Origin of the sequence: Romboutsia sp. 1001713B170207_170306_H8, from assembly GCF_015550495.1 — a bacterium.
Taxonomy (GTDB): Bacteria; Bacillota; Clostridia; order Peptostreptococcales; family Peptostreptococcaceae; genus Romboutsia_E.
In genome coordinates this window covers 57,880-73,263 of sequence record NZ_JADNAX010000008.1, presented here as the reverse complement: position 1 = coordinate 73,263, position 15,384 = coordinate 57,880, and the positions used below count along the sequence as shown (strand labels likewise).

The 15,384-nt window shown below is 28.6% G+C and carries 29 protein-coding genes; all 29 read right to left on the bottom strand.

Translation table 11 applies throughout. The annotated features are described in order from the left end of the window. Window positions 1–3 precede the first annotated feature (3 nt). Window positions 4–417 carry a nucleoside 2-deoxyribosyltransferase domain-containing protein gene (locus tag I2A66_RS13375; protein ID WP_195251846.1) on the bottom strand — a complete coding sequence of 138 codons (414 nt, stop codon included), beginning with the start codon at window positions 415–417 and terminating at the stop codon, window positions 4–6. 21 nt (window positions 418–438) lie between these two features. Further along, window positions 439–570: a hypothetical protein gene (locus tag I2A66_RS17430; RefSeq protein ID WP_279309973.1), complete on the bottom strand. Its 132-nt coding sequence runs from the start codon at window positions 568–570 to the stop codon at window positions 439–441. 104 nt (window positions 571–674) lie between these two features. Next, the gene (locus I2A66_RS13370) at window positions 675–860 is read right to left on the bottom strand and encodes a hypothetical protein (protein WP_195251845.1); all 186 of its coding nucleotides are present in this window, start codon (window positions 858–860) and stop codon (window positions 675–677) included. Further along, entirely contained in the window at window positions 847–1,098 is a 252-nt protein-coding gene (locus I2A66_RS13365) for a hypothetical protein (RefSeq protein ID WP_195251844.1), read from the bottom strand. Before I2A66_RS13365 ends, I2A66_RS13370 begins: the two co-directional genes overlap by 14 nt. 15 nt (window positions 1,099–1,113) lie before the next feature. Then, window positions 1,114–1,299 (bottom strand): hypothetical protein, encoded by a 186-nt coding sequence (locus tag I2A66_RS13360; protein WP_195251843.1) that lies wholly within the window; start codon window positions 1,297–1,299, stop codon window positions 1,114–1,116. A gap of 13 nt (window positions 1,300–1,312) precedes the next feature. Continuing rightward, window positions 1,313–1,636, bottom strand: coding sequence for a hypothetical protein (locus I2A66_RS13355; protein WP_195251842.1), 324 nt, complete (start codon window positions 1,634–1,636; stop codon window positions 1,313–1,315). 63 nt (window positions 1,637–1,699) lie between these two features. Next, window positions 1,700–1,963, bottom strand: a complete 264-nt coding sequence (locus tag I2A66_RS13350; RefSeq protein ID WP_195251841.1) for a hypothetical protein — start codon at window positions 1,961–1,963, stop codon at window positions 1,700–1,702. A 26-nt stretch (window positions 1,964–1,989) separates the two neighbouring features. Further along, a complete protein-coding gene (locus I2A66_RS13345) occupies window positions 1,990–2,376 on the bottom strand; it encodes a YopX family protein (RefSeq protein ID WP_195251840.1) in 387 nt (128 codons plus the stop codon). Between the two features lie 12 nt (window positions 2,377–2,388). Beyond that, the gene (locus I2A66_RS13340) at window positions 2,389–3,303 is read right to left on the bottom strand and encodes a hypothetical protein (protein ID WP_195251839.1); all 915 of its coding nucleotides are present in this window, start codon (window positions 3,301–3,303) and stop codon (window positions 2,389–2,391) included. A 76-nt stretch (window positions 3,304–3,379) separates the two neighbouring features. Continuing rightward, complete coding sequence (locus tag I2A66_RS13335; RefSeq protein WP_195251838.1) at window positions 3,380–4,045, bottom strand: hypothetical protein; 666 nt, start codon at window positions 4,043–4,045, stop codon at window positions 3,380–3,382. Beyond that, complete coding sequence (locus I2A66_RS13330; protein WP_243238731.1) at window positions 4,045–4,473, bottom strand: nucleotide modification associated domain-containing protein; 429 nt, start codon at window positions 4,471–4,473, stop codon at window positions 4,045–4,047. The genes I2A66_RS13335 and I2A66_RS13330 overlap by 1 nt, the downstream gene beginning before the upstream one ends. A 16-nt stretch (window positions 4,474–4,489) precedes the next feature. Beyond that, entirely contained in the window at window positions 4,490–4,867 is a 378-nt protein-coding gene (locus tag I2A66_RS17285) for a hypothetical protein (protein ID WP_243238729.1), read from the bottom strand. Continuing rightward, window positions 4,864–6,564 (bottom strand): DNA polymerase domain-containing protein, encoded by a 1,701-nt coding sequence (locus I2A66_RS13320; protein ID WP_195251837.1) that lies wholly within the window; start codon window positions 6,562–6,564, stop codon window positions 4,864–4,866. Before I2A66_RS13320 ends, I2A66_RS17285 begins: the two co-directional genes overlap by 4 nt. After that, window positions 6,564–6,821: a hypothetical protein gene (locus tag I2A66_RS13315; RefSeq protein WP_195251836.1), complete on the bottom strand. Its 258-nt coding sequence runs from the start codon at window positions 6,819–6,821 to the stop codon at window positions 6,564–6,566. The genes I2A66_RS13320 and I2A66_RS13315 overlap by 1 nt, the downstream gene beginning before the upstream one ends. 143 nt (window positions 6,822–6,964) lie before the next feature. Continuing rightward, entirely contained in the window at window positions 6,965–7,771 is an 807-nt protein-coding gene (locus I2A66_RS13310; RefSeq protein ID WP_207734775.1) for a hypothetical protein, read from the bottom strand. After that, window positions 7,772–7,900 carry a hypothetical protein gene (locus I2A66_RS17425; protein WP_279309972.1) on the bottom strand — a complete coding sequence of 43 codons (129 nt, stop codon included), beginning with the start codon at window positions 7,898–7,900 and terminating at the stop codon, window positions 7,772–7,774. It lies immediately after the preceding gene. After that, the gene (locus tag I2A66_RS13305; protein ID WP_195251835.1) at window positions 7,887–8,474 is read right to left on the bottom strand and encodes a hypothetical protein; all 588 of its coding nucleotides are present in this window, start codon (window positions 8,472–8,474) and stop codon (window positions 7,887–7,889) included. Before I2A66_RS13305 ends, I2A66_RS17425 begins: the two co-directional genes overlap by 14 nt. An 84-nt stretch (window positions 8,475–8,558) precedes the next feature. Further along, the gene (locus tag I2A66_RS13300) at window positions 8,559–8,807 is read right to left on the bottom strand and encodes a hypothetical protein (RefSeq protein ID WP_195251834.1); all 249 of its coding nucleotides are present in this window, start codon (window positions 8,805–8,807) and stop codon (window positions 8,559–8,561) included. A gap of 65 nt (window positions 8,808–8,872) precedes the next feature. Next, a complete protein-coding gene (locus I2A66_RS13295) occupies window positions 8,873–9,325 on the bottom strand; it encodes a DUF669 domain-containing protein (RefSeq protein ID WP_195251833.1) in 453 nt (150 codons plus the stop codon). Between the two features lie 2 nt (window positions 9,326–9,327). Next, window positions 9,328–9,522, bottom strand: a complete 195-nt coding sequence (locus I2A66_RS13290; protein WP_195251832.1) for a DUF6877 family protein — start codon at window positions 9,520–9,522, stop codon at window positions 9,328–9,330. Then, window positions 9,522–11,345: an AAA family ATPase gene (locus tag I2A66_RS17685; protein WP_330615480.1), complete on the bottom strand. Its 1,824-nt coding sequence runs from the start codon at window positions 11,343–11,345 to the stop codon at window positions 9,522–9,524. The genes I2A66_RS13290 and I2A66_RS17685 overlap by 1 nt, the downstream gene beginning before the upstream one ends. Next, window positions 11,338–11,484 carry a hypothetical protein gene (locus I2A66_RS13280; protein ID WP_195251831.1) on the bottom strand — a complete coding sequence of 49 codons (147 nt, stop codon included), beginning with the start codon at window positions 11,482–11,484 and terminating at the stop codon, window positions 11,338–11,340. The genes I2A66_RS17685 and I2A66_RS13280 overlap by 8 nt, the downstream gene beginning before the upstream one ends. 91 nt (window positions 11,485–11,575) lie before the next feature. Further along, window positions 11,576–11,902 (bottom strand): hypothetical protein, encoded by a 327-nt coding sequence (locus I2A66_RS13275; RefSeq protein ID WP_195251830.1) that lies wholly within the window; start codon window positions 11,900–11,902, stop codon window positions 11,576–11,578. A 12-nt stretch (window positions 11,903–11,914) separates the two neighbouring features. Beyond that, the gene (locus I2A66_RS13270; RefSeq protein WP_195251829.1) at window positions 11,915–12,163 is read right to left on the bottom strand and encodes a hypothetical protein; all 249 of its coding nucleotides are present in this window, start codon (window positions 12,161–12,163) and stop codon (window positions 11,915–11,917) included. Beyond that, window positions 12,153–12,449 (bottom strand): VRR-NUC domain-containing protein, encoded by a 297-nt coding sequence (locus I2A66_RS13265; protein WP_195251828.1) that lies wholly within the window; start codon window positions 12,447–12,449, stop codon window positions 12,153–12,155. The genes I2A66_RS13270 and I2A66_RS13265 overlap by 11 nt, the downstream gene beginning before the upstream one ends. Then, window positions 12,439–12,591 carry a hypothetical protein gene (locus tag I2A66_RS13260; protein WP_195251827.1) on the bottom strand — a complete coding sequence of 51 codons (153 nt, stop codon included), beginning with the start codon at window positions 12,589–12,591 and terminating at the stop codon, window positions 12,439–12,441. The genes I2A66_RS13265 and I2A66_RS13260 overlap by 11 nt, the downstream gene beginning before the upstream one ends. A gap of 1 nt (window position 12,592) precedes the next feature. Then, window positions 12,593–13,093, bottom strand: a complete 501-nt coding sequence (locus I2A66_RS13255; protein ID WP_195251826.1) for a hypothetical protein — start codon at window positions 13,091–13,093, stop codon at window positions 12,593–12,595. Between the two features lie 21 nt (window positions 13,094–13,114). Further along, a complete protein-coding gene (locus I2A66_RS13250) occupies window positions 13,115–14,137 on the bottom strand; it encodes a DNA polymerase III subunit beta (RefSeq protein ID WP_195251825.1) in 1,023 nt (340 codons plus the stop codon). Further along, on the bottom strand, window positions 14,134–15,384 hold the full coding sequence (locus I2A66_RS13245) for an SNF2-related protein (protein ID WP_195251824.1): 1,251 nt from the start codon (window positions 15,382–15,384) through the stop codon (window positions 14,134–14,136). The genes I2A66_RS13250 and I2A66_RS13245 overlap by 4 nt, the downstream gene beginning before the upstream one ends.

The following is a 15,384-nucleotide window of genomic DNA, read 5'->3' as shown; positions in this document are numbered from 1 at the left end:
TTTCTATGCATTTAAGTATTCTGCAACATCTTCTAATGTTCTAAAATACTTTCCTCCATTTTTTCTCACCATCTTACCTAGTTGTTCCAAAGACTTTAATTGTGCTTTGTTAAAATATATATGTGTTGATGTTCCAAATGCTGGGTTTACATCTTCTTTTAAGACACAAAATACTGTTCTTTCGGGTCTTTTATTAATATCATCAACTACTTCTGCTATGGTGTATACTCCTCCCATTCTAGGAGTTAATACATATAAACAATAATCACATGTCTCTCTTTGTCTTATTTCTTCTTTCATGCACTCCTCTGTCCAATCATCTACAACTGGATTAAAATAATCTATCTCTAATAACTCTATTAATTCTTCTCTCCAAGTACTTCCATTACAAGTTCCGCCTAAAAATACTTTTTTCATAATCTCCTCCTCTTAAAATAATTATTTATATTTAATATAGTATGCTATTTTTTCAGAAATACATAGATGGCAATCTTTGCCTATGCAATCTAGGTTTTTGCCATTACATTTTATAATATCATATATAAATCTTATTATTTCTTGTTTATTCATAACTTCTCCTCATAAAATCTCCTTTTTTCGTTTAAATACCAGTCATGGTGCAAGGTGTAGTCTGCTGGTATTGGTTAGGTGCTACACTACCTAAAATATGTTTTTTATTTACTTAAACATCTCAATTTATATCTCTTTGATCGAACTTTTAAGTCATGTCTTTTATGAAAAAGCTTATAACTTTCAAACTTCATTCTTGTAGATATCACTTCATGTCTATTTCCGTCTTTATCTTTAATCGAACTTATCAGTCTATGAACCATTAATCTCCACCACCTAATCTTCTTCATATATTTCAAATGGTCTTACTCCACTTTGCATTACATTGCCTTGTGTCGGCTCATCAACAAAGTACCAGTTATTTACATCTACGCCTGTAAATATATCTTCCTCTGTTTCTTCATTCTTTACATTAAAGCTAATATATGCCTTTTCAAATATCTTCTCTATCGCTTCATCCATTGAACTTGCTTCCATAGAGAAACTTAAATCTAGTATTAAGCTTATATCACCATAAAATTCCTTCATAATCTCAACCACCTATCAATATTTTAAATACCTTTCTATCTCTTTAGTATCTCTTCTTATTTCGTGCATTTTAGCTTTTAACTCAGCATATACTTTATTGTTATCCCAAGTTGGCTTTAATTCTATATCACTTTCTAAGATTTCTAATACTCTATGCATATTGGCTATTACACAAGCCTTTGTTATTTTTATATCTCTCATCTCATATACCCTCCTATAGTATATCTGTTAGAACATCTTCTATTTCATCTAAAAAATCTTTAACTTCATACCCATCATCTTCTAAGATAAGGTCTATAAAAAATGTATTATTAAGTCTTTTATATATCATATTAACTATATTTTTATAATCGTATCCTTTTACTTCTATATCATCTATTTTTACTATCTTCCCAATGCCTTTACCTGTTGTTAAATGCAAAAATCCCTTACTATCAATAAATCCCTTATCACCTTTTTTAACAGTTTTCACCTTGTCACTAACTATTGTGTTTATTTCAAAATCTTCTCTTACAGTTATTTCTTGTCCTATTTTCATAATATCCACCACCTATTTATATTTTTCTTCGCTGAATAATAACCCGCGAAAGAAACTCCTCTTTTACTTACAAATCATTTCTATTAACTCTTCTTTTGTATAAGTTTTAAATATTTTATCTATTTCTTGTTCTAAATATTTCTTAGTACCTTTTTGAAATCCTACTAAATCTTCTTCATTTACCCAAACTTTATTCTTTTCACCTTCATAATTTTCGTATTCTATATGATAGTTGTAATCAATGCCATTATCTATCTCAAGTATTTCAGCTTTCATCACAAAAATTAAGTTTTTGAAATTAACTTTATCTCCTACTTCGTATCTCATAACTACCTCCTATTAAAACCCATCTTTTAACCTAATAACTCCGAATTCTCATATATATTTCCTATTACCTTTATATCATCAAAAGAATATTCCTCTAATAAATGTACGTTACCATTTTTAAAATTAAGCTTTCTAATCTTAAATGAACCTTTATGATAAAGAACTTCAAATTTACCATAAATCCCGTAATCTAAAATATCACCTTCATAAATATCTTTCCCATTTTTATCTTTAAGTCCTGTGTATTGACCTATTGAGTCTTCTTCCACCCAATAGTCTCCATATGGACTTAATAAATGAACTGAACTCGTTCCATCTGTATAATTGATTTTTGATACTCCATACCCATTAGTAATCCATTGAGAACCTATTAGTTTTTCTTTTGAATATCCTCTAAACTTTATTTCTCTCATAATCTCCACCACCTATTTTTTATTTAATATTACTTTTCTAGCTTTATCCAATACTTCTGTACCATATTTTCTATATACAGTTCCCCTTATTGCTTTAGCAGATCTATTAATCTTTTCAGATATTAACTCGTAATCAATTCCCTTAATTATTAATTCATCTAATTGTTTAAGTTCATCTTCAGTCCATTTATTATGATTATCTGCTTTTATAGGTCTTTCTTTTATTCCTAGTTTACATATTCTCCTTTGTATAGCTCCACAACTACGATTCATCTTAGCTGCTATCTCATCAACTGTATATTTAAATTCTCTTAATAAAAATATTAAGTATTCCTCTTCGTTACTAGTCCAAGGAGTAGTTTTACATTTTATCTTTGCTTCAATGTCATATCTACGTTTTTCTTTAACCCAACTAGGCTCTTTACCTAGTGTATTTTCTATAAAGTTAGAAAAATCTATAAATGATTTATTTTTCTCTGCCCATTTCCAAAAATCATCTAAAAATACAACTCGAACTTTTTTATTTTTAATTTTCTTCGACTTTATTGGGAAATTTCTGTTTTTAACCCAAGATTCCAACTTATAATTATCTGCATTTGTGCCTATAGCTAGCATTAATTGTCTCCAAGTTATGTAGTCCCCACTTTCTAAAAATGCACCTAGACCTAAATGATACTTCTTCTGGTATATTGAAGTCTCTGTTCTTCCTAACTTTTTAGCTATATGAGGTACACTCACTGTTCCCCACTTATCTAGTAAAAAATCAACTTCTTCTTTGGTCCAAATCCTATCACTTTTTATTCCAAGTTGACCTTTCTTATAAGTTATTGATTGAACACTTCTATTTAAGTTTGCAGCTAATTCAGCTATCGTTAATTCACTTCCAAATTCAATTAAATATTCAATTTCTTTATTTTCCCATAACATAAACACCCTCCTAAAATTTACACCCTCTCAGTTTATAGGAGCAATTTAGAGAGGGTATTGTATTGACTACTAGGTATTATTCAAATAAAATTAATTCCTGTGCATATGGTAAATTTTCAACCCATTTACAAAATGTATCTTGCCATTCTTCTTTTAACCTATGGTTTTTTCTTTGGAAATAAATATTTCTAAGTTCTGCATAGTTTGTGTTTACAGTTCTTAATTGCTTATATGAAGTTGGTAAAAGTTTTTTAGCTCTTATTACATAGTTATAATCTTTAGTTTCTAAATATCTATCTCTTAATTCGTTTAATTTTATAACTATCTTTTCTATATCCTGTCTATCAAGTTTGTCATATACAAAATCAGATAATTCTATTCCTTTTTTAGCATTTAAAAGCTTGTGCATTGTACTACAACTATTTTTAGTATTAAATTTATAAGTATCAAATTCTGACCACCAGTACAAAGGCATATTAAAGTCTGCCCATACTTGTATTTGTCTTAAAAATTTGCAATGTTCTGAACCAGCCTTTATTAATCTTTGTGCTAAGTCTAAATTATTTTCACCTATTACGGCTAACTCCATGTCCATATCTTTGGGACAAATGGTATCTAGTAATTTAAAATCTTCTATTGTATCTGCTTTTCTCGTATCACTTAAGTGCCAACTATTCATCGGATTTCTCATCCCTCTTAGTGCAGCTTCAAAGCCATAAACCTCTGTATTGATTATCTTCATTATTTATCCCCCTTATTTAATTCTATTATTGACAATACGCTATAGTTAGCTAAATCTATTAATGTATCTACTATACTTTCATCATCAGTATTAACATCAGTTATACCGTTTTGAGAATCTTGTAATTGTTTATTTAAGCTTTTAAGCCTTCTTAACTTATCTTCTAACCTAATACATACACTTGTTAAACCATATTCCTCAAATTGCTTTGAGAAGCTATTCCCATAGTTTTTATTTTTTATTAAATATAATTCGTGCATTTCTTTTGTTATTAGCTGAAAATCATCTTCAGATTTTACAACTTTAGAATATACAGGCTCCATTTTCTTATATCCTATACATTTTTCATTCCCATCTTGTAGGTATCCAAGTTTGCAAATAGTACCTTTTTGGAAATGTTCACATAATCCACATACTGACTTACTCATTTACTTAAATTCCCCCTTATATATCCTTTAATATCCAACCTCTATCAGTTAACTTTTTATTATGCTTTTTTAAACCATCCTCTAATTTGTCAATTACCCCTTCTACTTCTAAAACACCTAACATTGCTTGTATAGTATCGTAAAATTCCTCTACTCTGTTTTCTTTATCAATAGCATTTAGAAATTCAACTACTTCTTCTCTTACTTTATTAAGTTGTGCATGAATTGGAAATTCTGCGTCTAATAAGTGCATTTCACATTTAATTTCATCCCATTCTAAGTCACTATATAATAATTCATCTAAGCAGTTATGACACTTAAATCGGTTATCTTTAAACTTAAATTCATCATTTCCACAGGTTGGACACTTTACTTTATATTTTATTTTAATCACTCCCCTATAAAATCTCTTATTCTCTTATTTGCAATATCTATATAATATTGTTTGTCTAATCTCCTAGTTGTTTTAACTCCATTAATATCACCATTTTCTATAAAACAGCGTTCTGGAGTATTTCCTATCTTATCAGGCTTATCTTTATTAATGTGGACCTTAAATACTCCATTATCTTTTCTAGACCTTGAAGCAAATACTCTTAATACTCTTTCATCTAATTTCTTATTTCCATGAAGTGCATGCTTGTATTTACCACTTACTTTTACTATCTTTTGAAACTCAATTAATTCATTACAGCTATTAATAGTATCTTCTACTGGAATACCTTTAACAAAATAATCTTTCAACGCTTTATTCACTATAGGTAGGTCATTATCTAATTTATTAAGTTCTTTAACATATGCACCTTTTGATTTTACTTTCCCATTTTCCATTACTATTAAGTAGTTGTTTACATCCTTTTGGACTACTTTCTTTATTATGTCATGTTCTAATGTCATCCTAGTTCTTTTGCACCATTCATTACAAACCTCTTCATATATAGGCATATCTTTATTTGATTCTAGTTTAAACATTACACCATCTGTATTTGATTGAATTAACATTGCTCCTGGAAGTTTTTCAGTAACTCTTTCAATTAAATCCAGTAACATAAGTTGTCCATTAATACAAACGTTGTTAGCCTGTCTTGGGTCAAATAATGGATTATATTTGTCCTTCATAGCCCCATAAGTTGAGTTAAGTACGATTTTAAGAGGTTGTTGTTCTTTCTTTTTACCTTCATGTTTAAGTTTCATTCTAGCATCATAAATATTTTGATACTTACTTTTATCTTTTATATTCCTAGACTGAAAATCATACTCCAGCATCAAAGAGGGATAAAAACTTCCAACATCTGAGTTAACAAATAAACCTTCACCTATATATTTTGGTCTAGCTCCATGAAGTCCACCCCAAGCAAATGTGTGAGGTACTCCAGCTACATCTATATCTAATTTCTTTTTGTAATCTTTATTAAGTGGATTTTTATACCATTGATATATTTCTCTATAATTATCAATCCTTATAGTATCGACTATTGTATAATTAAATTCATCATCATGTTCTATTTGACTAGCTCCAAGTATAATTGCACTCAGTTGTGCTTTAGTCTTATTTATATACTTAAGAGGTAACTCAAATGTTTTAATAAGCCCCATGTGTGCGTTAAACTCTTCTATTTGGTTAACAAATACCTGCATAGTTTGTTCAACGTCATGGTTACAATATTTAATTACCTCTTTAAGTTCATCATCGTTCAACTTACGGTCAATGGAGAATGATACATCCGATTCTTTTATGTTATTTCCCATAAACCCTTCTAATTGCTTTAAACCAAAGAATTTATTTGTCATAACATCATAGTTATATAATTGTATTTGGTTAATTAATCTAGAGAATTGCCATCCACCTAGTTTTTTAACGATAATATGTTCATTCATATCACTTGGATTAAAATCACATAATATAGCTTTTAATATATAGGCATCATATGAACGACTATTATATCCGGCCCAAATATCATTTTTATGTTTCTCATAGAATTGCTTTAATTGTTCTGTATCATTTACTATAGTCGTAGTTGTCTTAGTATCAGTATCTTTAATGACTACTAACCAGTCATATTTAAATGTTTCAAAGTCATAAAATAGCATTACTTATCATAAACCTCATCTATGTATTCATGTAATTCATTTATCTTTTCGCATATAGTTTCAAACTTTTTAATCCCCGTACCGTTAATTTCTTTTCTTACTATTCCTTTTAAAACTGCATTTACATCCCTATAATATCCAACTACTTTCCATGATATTTTTGTACTTCCATCTTCTTTCTCTGTTACTACTTTTTCTTGAAGTGTTACATTTCTTTCATCTGTAGCAATTATCTTATATTTATCATTTAGTTTCATTTTTCTACTCTCCTTTATACAAATAACCCAATTATTAAAAACCATATCACATAAGGGTCTTTAGTATAATAGACAACAAACCCTATTAAAAGTGATATACATATCCATGATACCGATTTAACTATCATATAATTTTTATCCATTTACATCACCTCAAAGTTGACTTCTAATAATTTTCTACTTGCTAAATAATCACACAAATGTACGAATTTTTCTAATTCTGTAACTGGCTTAGGAAGTATTTCTTCTTTAGTTTTATAATCAGTGTTCCATTGTCCCATATGTGACTTTATGCAATTACTTATCGCATGCCAATGCTCCTCTTCCATTACATCTATAACTTCCTGTGGTAGAGAATCTTCATCTACATACCAATATTTACCTTCTAAGTATTCCACTACTTCTAATGGATGAGTACTTACAGTGTGTGAACTTCCATCTACTCCATGCTTAACTCCATCATGTAATAGTAGTGCTACTCTTATTAAGTCTTGCTCTTCTTCAGTGAAATTTTGAATACTGTGATTATTAAATAACTCATTAGCTATTCTAACAGCTGCTTGAGTATGTCTTACCAAACCTTCTTCTCCTTGAGCGTAACTTGGATGATACTTACCACTAGAACTTGCTGCAACTTGATAAAAATAATCTGGAAGCATTTCTAAAGACCATTTAGCGAATACTTTTAAATTTCTATCTTTTATAGTATTTAATTCATACTCAAAGTTATATTTTGATTTTACATAATCTAGATCTATATCATCTCCTATGCTTAATTCATCATCATTAAATAGCTCTAGTAAGTTTTTAATTGCATATAGAGGTATATCCCAAGACTTATTTGCTGGATTATATTTTCTTCCTGGAATAGTTTTTACTTTTGCTACAATGTTTGCATCATATGGAAATGACACATTTAAAAAATCATTAATTTTACTAACTTTTATCATTTATTTAACCTTCCCCTTATAAAATTTCTTTAGATATTTTGATAACTCTTCTTGGCTAAGTTTCCATACTTTTATTTCATTACCATTTACATCTCTTACTGTTTTGAATTTCTTATTATTTAGGTCCATTTATTAAAACCCCCTTAGGTATAAAATTATACTGATACGCTTCGTCATCTATATCATATCTATTGGCCTTTTTCTTAGCTCTCTTAGATTGTTTTTTCTTAACTTTATCAACACTTCTAAAAGCATATGGACAATTATCCTCTAAATCATATCTTGGTAATACTGTATCAATGCATAAATTATAAATATCACACTCATAACATATCTTCTTACAATTACAACACTTGGTGTTCATAACACTAAACATTACATTTTCAAATTTATGAGTTTTAAATTGAACCATTTCACTTTCTTTTAATGCTTTATCTTCTAGTACTTTTGCTCCAGTTTCACTAGTTATTTTTATTTGGAAATTTTGAGCATGCTTTTTTAATTTCGTAGATTCATTAACTGGCATTCTATCCATTATTGATTTAAGAGCATTTCTAGTCATTGTGATTGATGTTTTTAACTTCTTAACCTCATCTTTAGTTAAGTTATTTTTCCAAATTTCTAAGATATTTTCATTGTACATCGCTATACTCATACAAGCTAACCAGTTATTACGCTCAGCTAAGCTTAAATAGTTTTTCAACTCTTTATCCCCCCTATCTATGAATACTTTTCCATACTACACCTAATATAAATCCAAGATTTATTCCAATCCAAATACCTACTATCATTTAATCATCTCCTTTGGATTAGAATAAGTAAGTTTACATTTGTTACATTGATGTATAATTCCTGATTCAAATGGTATCGAGAATATTTTTCCACCGCATTTACACTTATTTATTTCTAAGTATGTTAGATTACAGATTTTACAATGTTTTATAATTACTCCATCTTTATTTTTCATCGTATATTCTATACTTTTACATCTCACACATGAATTTGATTTTGCCGATATTATTTTGAATTTTTTCATAATATCATCCTTTCAACTAGGAAATTATCAGTTAAATAACTTCCTAGTTTTGTATGTTTTATTGATTAATTTTCAAATATATCCTCTATCTTATAGGTATTAAATCCCTTAGAGTTTTTACCATATTCTAGTTGATATGCTAGGTTCCCGTTTACTGCTTCAAATACATCTAATAGTAATTCATGATATTGTTTGAAGTTAACAAATTCAACTTCCACACCACTGTCTAAGCTTCTTAGGAACTCATTTCCATTGTGTAATCCAAATCCTGTTGTTAATACTTGATTAAAGAATATTATCGAACCTTTAAACTCTCCTTCTAATATCTTTAACCAACAACTTAACATTGGATCTCCTTTTTTACTTTTCTTTAACTCTAGTTTATTTACTTCTACCTCATAAGTTCCTTCTGGGACTTCTTTATAATTTCCACCGCCATTTTCAGCAGCATCTTTAGCATCCTTTTTTAAACCTTCTACATCCACAACATTATCAAATTCTTCCCATATATTTGCCATATTTAGCACTCTCCCATCTTTTTATTTATTATTTTTTCAACATACTTACATTGATTAAGTATATAGTTGTCATATTCATTTCCACCGCTAGATAACCAATCTTTAATTCTATTATCTACATCAGTTATAACTGATTGCGGTACATTATAACTTCCTATAGCTTCTGCTAATTGATTTAAATTATTTATTTCTATCATTATTCTTCATCCTTTTTGCTTCTTCTACGTCTACGAGGTTTTTCTTCTTGCTTAATATCTTCTACTGGTTTATCATCACCTTCCACATTATGTTTAATTTCACCATACATCGATGCTGTTTGAATTTTTATAGACTCCTGTGTTTCTTCTGTTTTAATTCCTTTTTCATACTCTTCTTTTGAAATTTCAGATGATAATCCATCGCCTAAATCAATCACATCACCTTTTGATAACTTCCAATACGAGTCACTTTCTCCATGATAGAAATACATATCTTCCTCAGCTACTAATTTATTTTCTTTAGATTTTCTACTTCTTCTAGACTCTTCTTTAGGTTTATCTTCTTTAGACTTGTCCTTATTAACTTGCTTTTGAGCATCAACTAAGGCCTTTTTAAAAGCATCCATATCTAATTCACATCTATTTATTAAGAAGTTAAATCTTCCACCTCCAAATGTATTTTCATCCTTAGCTAACTGTATATATCTCTTATCTTTTTCTATATATGCTCTAACTGTTAAATCAACTGTTCCTGCTAACACATTAGCTACTTTTTCTTGTAAGTTAGGTTTATAAGTACTATATCTAGCTCCACTTCTTAAAGTCACTTCATTACTAGTTTCTTTACTTATATAAATTATTTGGTAACCTAAGTTCTTAAGTCTCTTTATGTTCTTTAAGAACTCCATTTTAACCATGTCCCAACCTTTTCCAAAGCCTGCATCTTGTTCATGTTGTATCTCTAACTTGTTATATACATAAACTCTACAGTGCTCATATAAATCCTCTACTAAATCTATACACACTCTCTTAAAGTCATTATCCTTCTTTTCTAATTCAGCTATAACTTCTAAGAATACTTCCCAAGCCAATTTCCTTTTAGTTATTCTTCCTTCTTGAGTTACTACATCTGTTATTCTAAGTACTGGTGATGTTGTATTATCAGTATTCCCATCAGTATTTAGGAATAGTAAATCATCTAGGTTGTCTATAAATGTTGACTTTCCAACATAACTATCTGCATATATCCACATATCAGGATTTTCATCTATTTTTCTTTCTCTTCTTGTATTACTTGGTAATATCATAATATCATCCTCCAATAAACAATAATTTTGGTAATCACACCAATCACAAAGTTTGGTAGTGTTTTTAGGGTATTCCTTACATTCAACTACATCTACTACATTAGACATAAATTCTATGACCTTGTTAGCATCATACTTAACTTCTGCTATTTGTATTTGTAGCTTATTCGTTTCATCAATTAGTCTTTTTCTAAATTGATATAAATCTTCATTGTTCTTTTGCTTTATGCTACATTTTGGCACAAATATAAATCCTAACTTCCTTACCTTAAACCCTAGCTGCTCTAGAAAATATTTATAAATATGAAGTTGTCCGGATTCCATATAGTTTTTAACATTATTTGAATACTTAAAGTCAAATACATCAACTGTACCATCATCATTCTTTACAATTAAATCTACTATTCCAATAAATCTACTATTTGATATTCTAAATTCATTTGAATATATGTTTAACTGTTCAAGTATAGATTTTACTTTAGGTACTACTATTTCTAACTTCATCATTTCTTCAATATGTCTATCATTTATAATTGGATATTGAGAGTAATAAAATTTTCTAGCATTATCTAAATTAGTTTCTAATGCTAAATGTAATGTATTTCCAATTATTAAAGCATTATCAGCAGTTGGATTAGGTATTAGTTTTAATTTATCTATATATCTGTACTTATATTGCTGCTTACAGTGATTAAAGCAACTTATACGGCTATATGACGCTTGAATTTTATTCACCTCCTAATTCTTTAGATAATTCACATAAGTCTTCACATATTTCAAATAGTGGACAACTTTCAATACACTTAGGCTTGCACTCTCTACTATTGAAATTTTTAATCAACTCATATAATTCATCAACATCAATGCATTCCATACTTTTCACCCTCTTAATATAGATATTAATTTTCTTTTAGAATTAATATTTAAGTCAGTTGAAATTATTTTTGATATTAAAAGTAGTTTCACTACTCTAACCCCCTTACCATAACAAAGCATACGTCACTTTTCTTCATAAGCTCATGGATATTTATTCTATCCTTTTGAAGTCCTCTATTGACCTTCTCTATAGTTACCAAAACATCATCTTTTACTAGATTTTCTCTACTAAAAGCTATTATCTTAGCTATTCCACATTCACCATAAAACTCATAAGTATTATTTTCTTGCATTAAGTCTAATAGTGACTCTTTTTCACTGTCTAAATTCATCTTAAGATCGTTAAGTTTATCTTTAATATCCAAAATAGATTCTATTTTTTCATTTACTTTTTCTTTAAATATTGTTTGTTCCATTAATAACCTCCCCTATAATTGTGGCATTTCAAATACTTTATCTCTATAGTGTCTTACTCCACCACTTGTTATATAATCTAATTTACTTCCTTGAAAAATATTACTTTGTATTAGATTTAATACGTCTAAGGCTCTTTCTTCTGATTTATATTCTCCAAGTAGTACTCTTTTATCTCCTTTTATAGCTTGTACTTCGTTTTCATCAACAAATATATAGTCTGTTTTTACTAAATCAAATTTATTTTGACTTCTAATCCACATATAGCTTCTTTACCCCCTCTTTAAATTTATCAAAATCTTTAGGATATAATATAATCCCCCAACCACCACATTGATTTATAAGTCTTATATTCCTCTTTTGTAATTCTGATGGTTTCCCATTTGGAGCTTTTACTTCTATTCCAACAAATTTACCATTTATTAAAGCAATTATATCTGGAATACCGCTTTTACTATAAGGCCCTGCCCAAAATTTGAAGTACCAGCAGTTTGGTAATGAATCCAAATACTTCTTTATCTTATTCTCAAATACTTTCTCAGCTGCCAACGTACTCACATCCTATTTGTAAAGCATTGTTAAATAATAATATCGCATTAACAGCTTCTTTTATTTCTTTTACATTAGTACCAGTTATAGTAGTTTCTTTTATTTCTTCTTTAGCTAAATAGTATAATTTAAATTTCATCATATTACTTCACCTTAAATCTTATACTTGCTGATCTTACAGTTGGCTCACAATACTCTTGGTATATATCTGGATACTCTTTTTTAAACTTACTACTATTAAACTTAGTACCTGTGCTACCTTTCACATAAGTAATACTCATATTATCATTTTCAAACTTATCTATCCCGTAAAACTCCATTTGTTGTAGTAGGTCCTCTTTAAGCTTGTCCCTACCATTTTTAAGCATATTATATTGTTCTTCTACTATTCTAAGTTCATCTAAAACAGTTATATTTGCTTCTTTAAATAATTCAACTGGATTTTTAAACTCTACATTCTTAATTGCATTCACCCAGCACTTCTTACACTCTTCTTCATCTGCTCCTTCTTGACAAATTGGTAATACAGGTAATTCATATTCTATAGGGCATTCATCCATATACTCTGATTCTAAGAATTCCTCTTTTGTAAAATTACTAAATACATTTTGCACCTTACTTGCATCAATTACTTTGATTTCCATTTTTTAATTCCCCCTTATTATTTATATAACAGCTATTCTAACTGGAAGTACTAACTCATATTTATTTACATCTTCAATGATTACTGGATTTACATTATTTGTAAAACTCATTTTAATATTATTCATATCCTTAATAGCTTCTAATAAATATCTAGAGTTAAATGCAATATCTAGATATTCTCCACTAGTAATACATTTAATTGAATCTTCTAACTTGATAGCTTTCATTTTTTTCTTTTCATCTTCTTTTACCTCAGCACTCAGGTGTATTAAGTTATCTCTTATACTTAACTTAACTAAGCTATTCTTAACCTTTGCTGACACCTTTTCCATAGCTTTAAGAATATCTTCAAATTCTTTTTTATCAACTTCAACTACTGTATTATGTTCTTTAGGTTTTAACTTATCAACTTGTATAAAATCACCTTCTATAAGCCTGTTACAGTAGTTATAATTATTTACTTGATACTTTATATATCTATCACTACAAGTCGCTTTTATTTGACCTTTAAGACCTTTTAACATCTTATAATTACTAATAGTTATTGGTAATTCAGTTTCAAAGTTTCCTACTCTCTCACATAATCTATAACCATCTATGGTTATGAATTTATTCTTTTCTATCCTTATCCCATTTAAAATTGGTTTAGTTTTATCTTGTGATATTGCATGTTCAACTTGTAATAAATGCTTTAACTCTTTATCTGATAAATCAAATACATTATATTTAAAGTTATCTTCTATTTTTGGATAATCTCTACCATTGAGTATTTCAGTTTCAATAGTTCTAGTTCCAACTGTTATCCCCATATCTGTTATAGTCATTAATTCATCGTTTTTAATTAATGGAAATACTTCTTTTGGTAAAATAATACTTCCAGGTTCTATTACTTGAGCTATAACTTCAGTTGCTATTTGATTTTCCAAGTCACATTTTACTAATTCCACTACATCTGTAGCATCTATTAAGATTGAATCAGTTTTAATATCTTTTGACTTCTTAACAAAGTCATTAAATAAACTTGAGTTTATCTCTATTTTCATATAATCCCTCCCTCAATCTCTTCAAATAACTTGTCCGTAAAATCTTTACGTTTTTCTAAAACTTCTAAAATATCATGTTCTATACTTTTTTCAGTTAACATATAATAGTAAAAACAGCTTTTAGCTTGTCCTAAACGATGTATACGCTTTTTACTCTGTTCAAACAGCTCTGAACTTAAAGGTAAGCTGAAGTAAACTAATTTATTACTAAGCTGCATATTAAGACCCATAGCACCAGCTTGATACTGTATTAAACTAACACTATTACTTTTACTCTCATATGCTTTTAAGTCTCTTAAATCACCATTAACACAACTTACTGGTCTTTCTAATCTAATGCATAAGTCTTTTATTTTCTCATATTCATCTTTAAAATTGTAGAAAATAATAACTCGGTCATTAGTAGATTCTAGTAGGTCCTTAAGTGCTGCTAACTTATTTTTATTGTATTGACTAGCTAATTGTCTTAAATAAAGCAATCTAGTTAAACTTGTATCACCAACTAACTCAACATCTTCAACTGTAACTAAGCTATGTTTATTAAATTTCTTATACTCACTAGTTGTTGGTACATTTATAGTTATGAAATTCTGTTCTGGAAGATTTATAACTTCCTCTGTTTTCATAAATACAGCTCCATGCTCTTTTAATTTTCTCTTAAGTCTATCTATATTCTTATAACCAGTTACCTTTTTCATTGGAAAACCACCAACATCTATAGTTATGTACTCTACATATGTGTCCCAAAATGCTTTTTTACTAATTTTCCATCCTAGTAATTTACATTGACTATATAGTTCCTCATATTTACCACCTACTGGAGTACCAGATAATAAAATTACATTTTTAGGTTTCATTCCCAATATGCATTTTGTTCTATTAGCTGTAGTATTTTTAATACAGCTTGACTCATCTAAAATCAATGTAAAATCCTCTAATAGGGATAATTCTTTTCTTCTCCAAACTAGATCGTAATTTATGATTACTATTGATTTATTTGGTATCTTAGTTGGTTTACTATAAACTAAAATATTATAGTCTGAATAAAATGTTTTAAAGTGTTCTTGCCAAGTTGGTATCATGGATTTTTGACATACTACTAGGTTTATATTTGTATTAAGTATCTTCATTTTTTCACTTGCTACAAAGGTTTTACCTAATCCCATATCCAAGTAATATGCTACTCTATTTTTATTTTCTGTATCTTTTAATACTTGCTCTTGATGTGGATATAGTTTAATCAGCAT

Coding starts and splice junctions, on each gene's coding strand:
- I2A66_RS13375 (WP_195251846.1), bottom strand. CDS start 417: ATGAAAAAAGTATTTTTAGGCGGAACTTGTAATGGAAGTACTTGGAGA.
- I2A66_RS17430 (WP_279309973.1), bottom strand. CDS start 570: ATGAATAAACAAGAAATAATAAGATTTATATATGATATTATAAAATGT.
- I2A66_RS13370 (WP_195251845.1), bottom strand. CDS start 860: ATGAAGAAGATTAGGTGGTGGAGATTAATGGTTCATAGACTGATAAGT.
- I2A66_RS13365 (WP_195251844.1), bottom strand. CDS start 1,098: ATGAAGGAATTTTATGGTGATATAAGCTTAATACTAGATTTAAGTTTC.
- I2A66_RS13360 (WP_195251843.1), bottom strand. CDS start 1,299: ATGAGAGATATAAAAATAACAAAGGCTTGTGTAATAGCCAATATGCAT.
- I2A66_RS13355 (WP_195251842.1), bottom strand. CDS start 1,636: ATGAAAATAGGACAAGAAATAACTGTAAGAGAAGATTTTGAAATAAAC.
- I2A66_RS13350 (WP_195251841.1), bottom strand. CDS start 1,963: ATGAGATACGAAGTAGGAGATAAAGTTAATTTCAAAAACTTAATTTTT.
- I2A66_RS13345 (WP_195251840.1), bottom strand. CDS start 2,376: ATGAGAGAAATAAAGTTTAGAGGATATTCAAAAGAAAAACTAATAGGT.
- I2A66_RS13340 (WP_195251839.1), bottom strand. CDS start 3,303: ATGTTATGGGAAAATAAAGAAATTGAATATTTAATTGAATTTGGAAGT.
- I2A66_RS13335 (WP_195251838.1), bottom strand. CDS start 4,045: ATGAAGATAATCAATACAGAGGTTTATGGCTTTGAAGCTGCACTAAGA.
- I2A66_RS13330 (WP_243238731.1), bottom strand. CDS start 4,473: ATGAGTAAGTCAGTATGTGGATTATGTGAACATTTCCAAAAAGGTACT.
- I2A66_RS13320 (WP_195251837.1), bottom strand. CDS start 6,564: ATGCTATTTTATGACTTTGAAACATTTAAATATGACTGGTTAGTAGTC.
- I2A66_RS13315 (WP_195251836.1), bottom strand. CDS start 6,821: ATGAAACTAAATGATAAATATAAGATAATTGCTACAGATGAAAGAAAT.
- I2A66_RS13310 (WP_207734775.1), bottom strand. CDS start 7,771: ATGATAAAAGTTAGTAAAATTAATGATTTTTTAAATGTGTCATTTCCA.
- I2A66_RS17425 (WP_279309972.1), bottom strand. CDS start 7,900: ATGGACCTAAATAATAAGAAATTCAAAACAGTAAGAGATGTAAATGGT.
- I2A66_RS13300 (WP_195251834.1), bottom strand. CDS start 8,807: ATGAAAAAATTCAAAATAATATCGGCAAAATCAAATTCATGTGTGAGA.
- I2A66_RS13295 (WP_195251833.1), bottom strand. CDS start 9,325: ATGGCAAATATATGGGAAGAATTTGATAATGTTGTGGATGTAGAAGGT.
- I2A66_RS13290 (WP_195251832.1), bottom strand. CDS start 9,522: ATGATAGAAATAAATAATTTAAATCAATTAGCAGAAGCTATAGGAAGT.
- I2A66_RS13280 (WP_195251831.1), bottom strand. CDS start 11,484: ATGGAATGCATTGATGTTGATGAATTATATGAGTTGATTAAAAATTTC.
- I2A66_RS13275 (WP_195251830.1), bottom strand. CDS start 11,902: ATGGAACAAACAATATTTAAAGAAAAAGTAAATGAAAAAATAGAATCT.
- I2A66_RS13270 (WP_195251829.1), bottom strand. CDS start 12,163: ATGTGGATTAGAAGTCAAAATAAATTTGATTTAGTAAAAACAGACTAT.
- I2A66_RS13260 (WP_195251827.1), bottom strand. CDS start 12,591: ATGATGAAATTTAAATTATACTATTTAGCTAAAGAAGAAATAAAAGAA.
- I2A66_RS13255 (WP_195251826.1), bottom strand. CDS start 13,093: ATGGAAATCAAAGTAATTGATGCAAGTAAGGTGCAAAATGTATTTAGT.
- I2A66_RS13250 (WP_195251825.1), bottom strand. CDS start 14,137: ATGAAAATAGAGATAAACTCAAGTTTATTTAATGACTTTGTTAAGAAG.
- I2A66_RS13245 (WP_195251824.1), bottom strand. CDS start 15,384: ATGCTGATTAAACTATATCCACATCAAGAGCAAGTATTAAAAGATACA.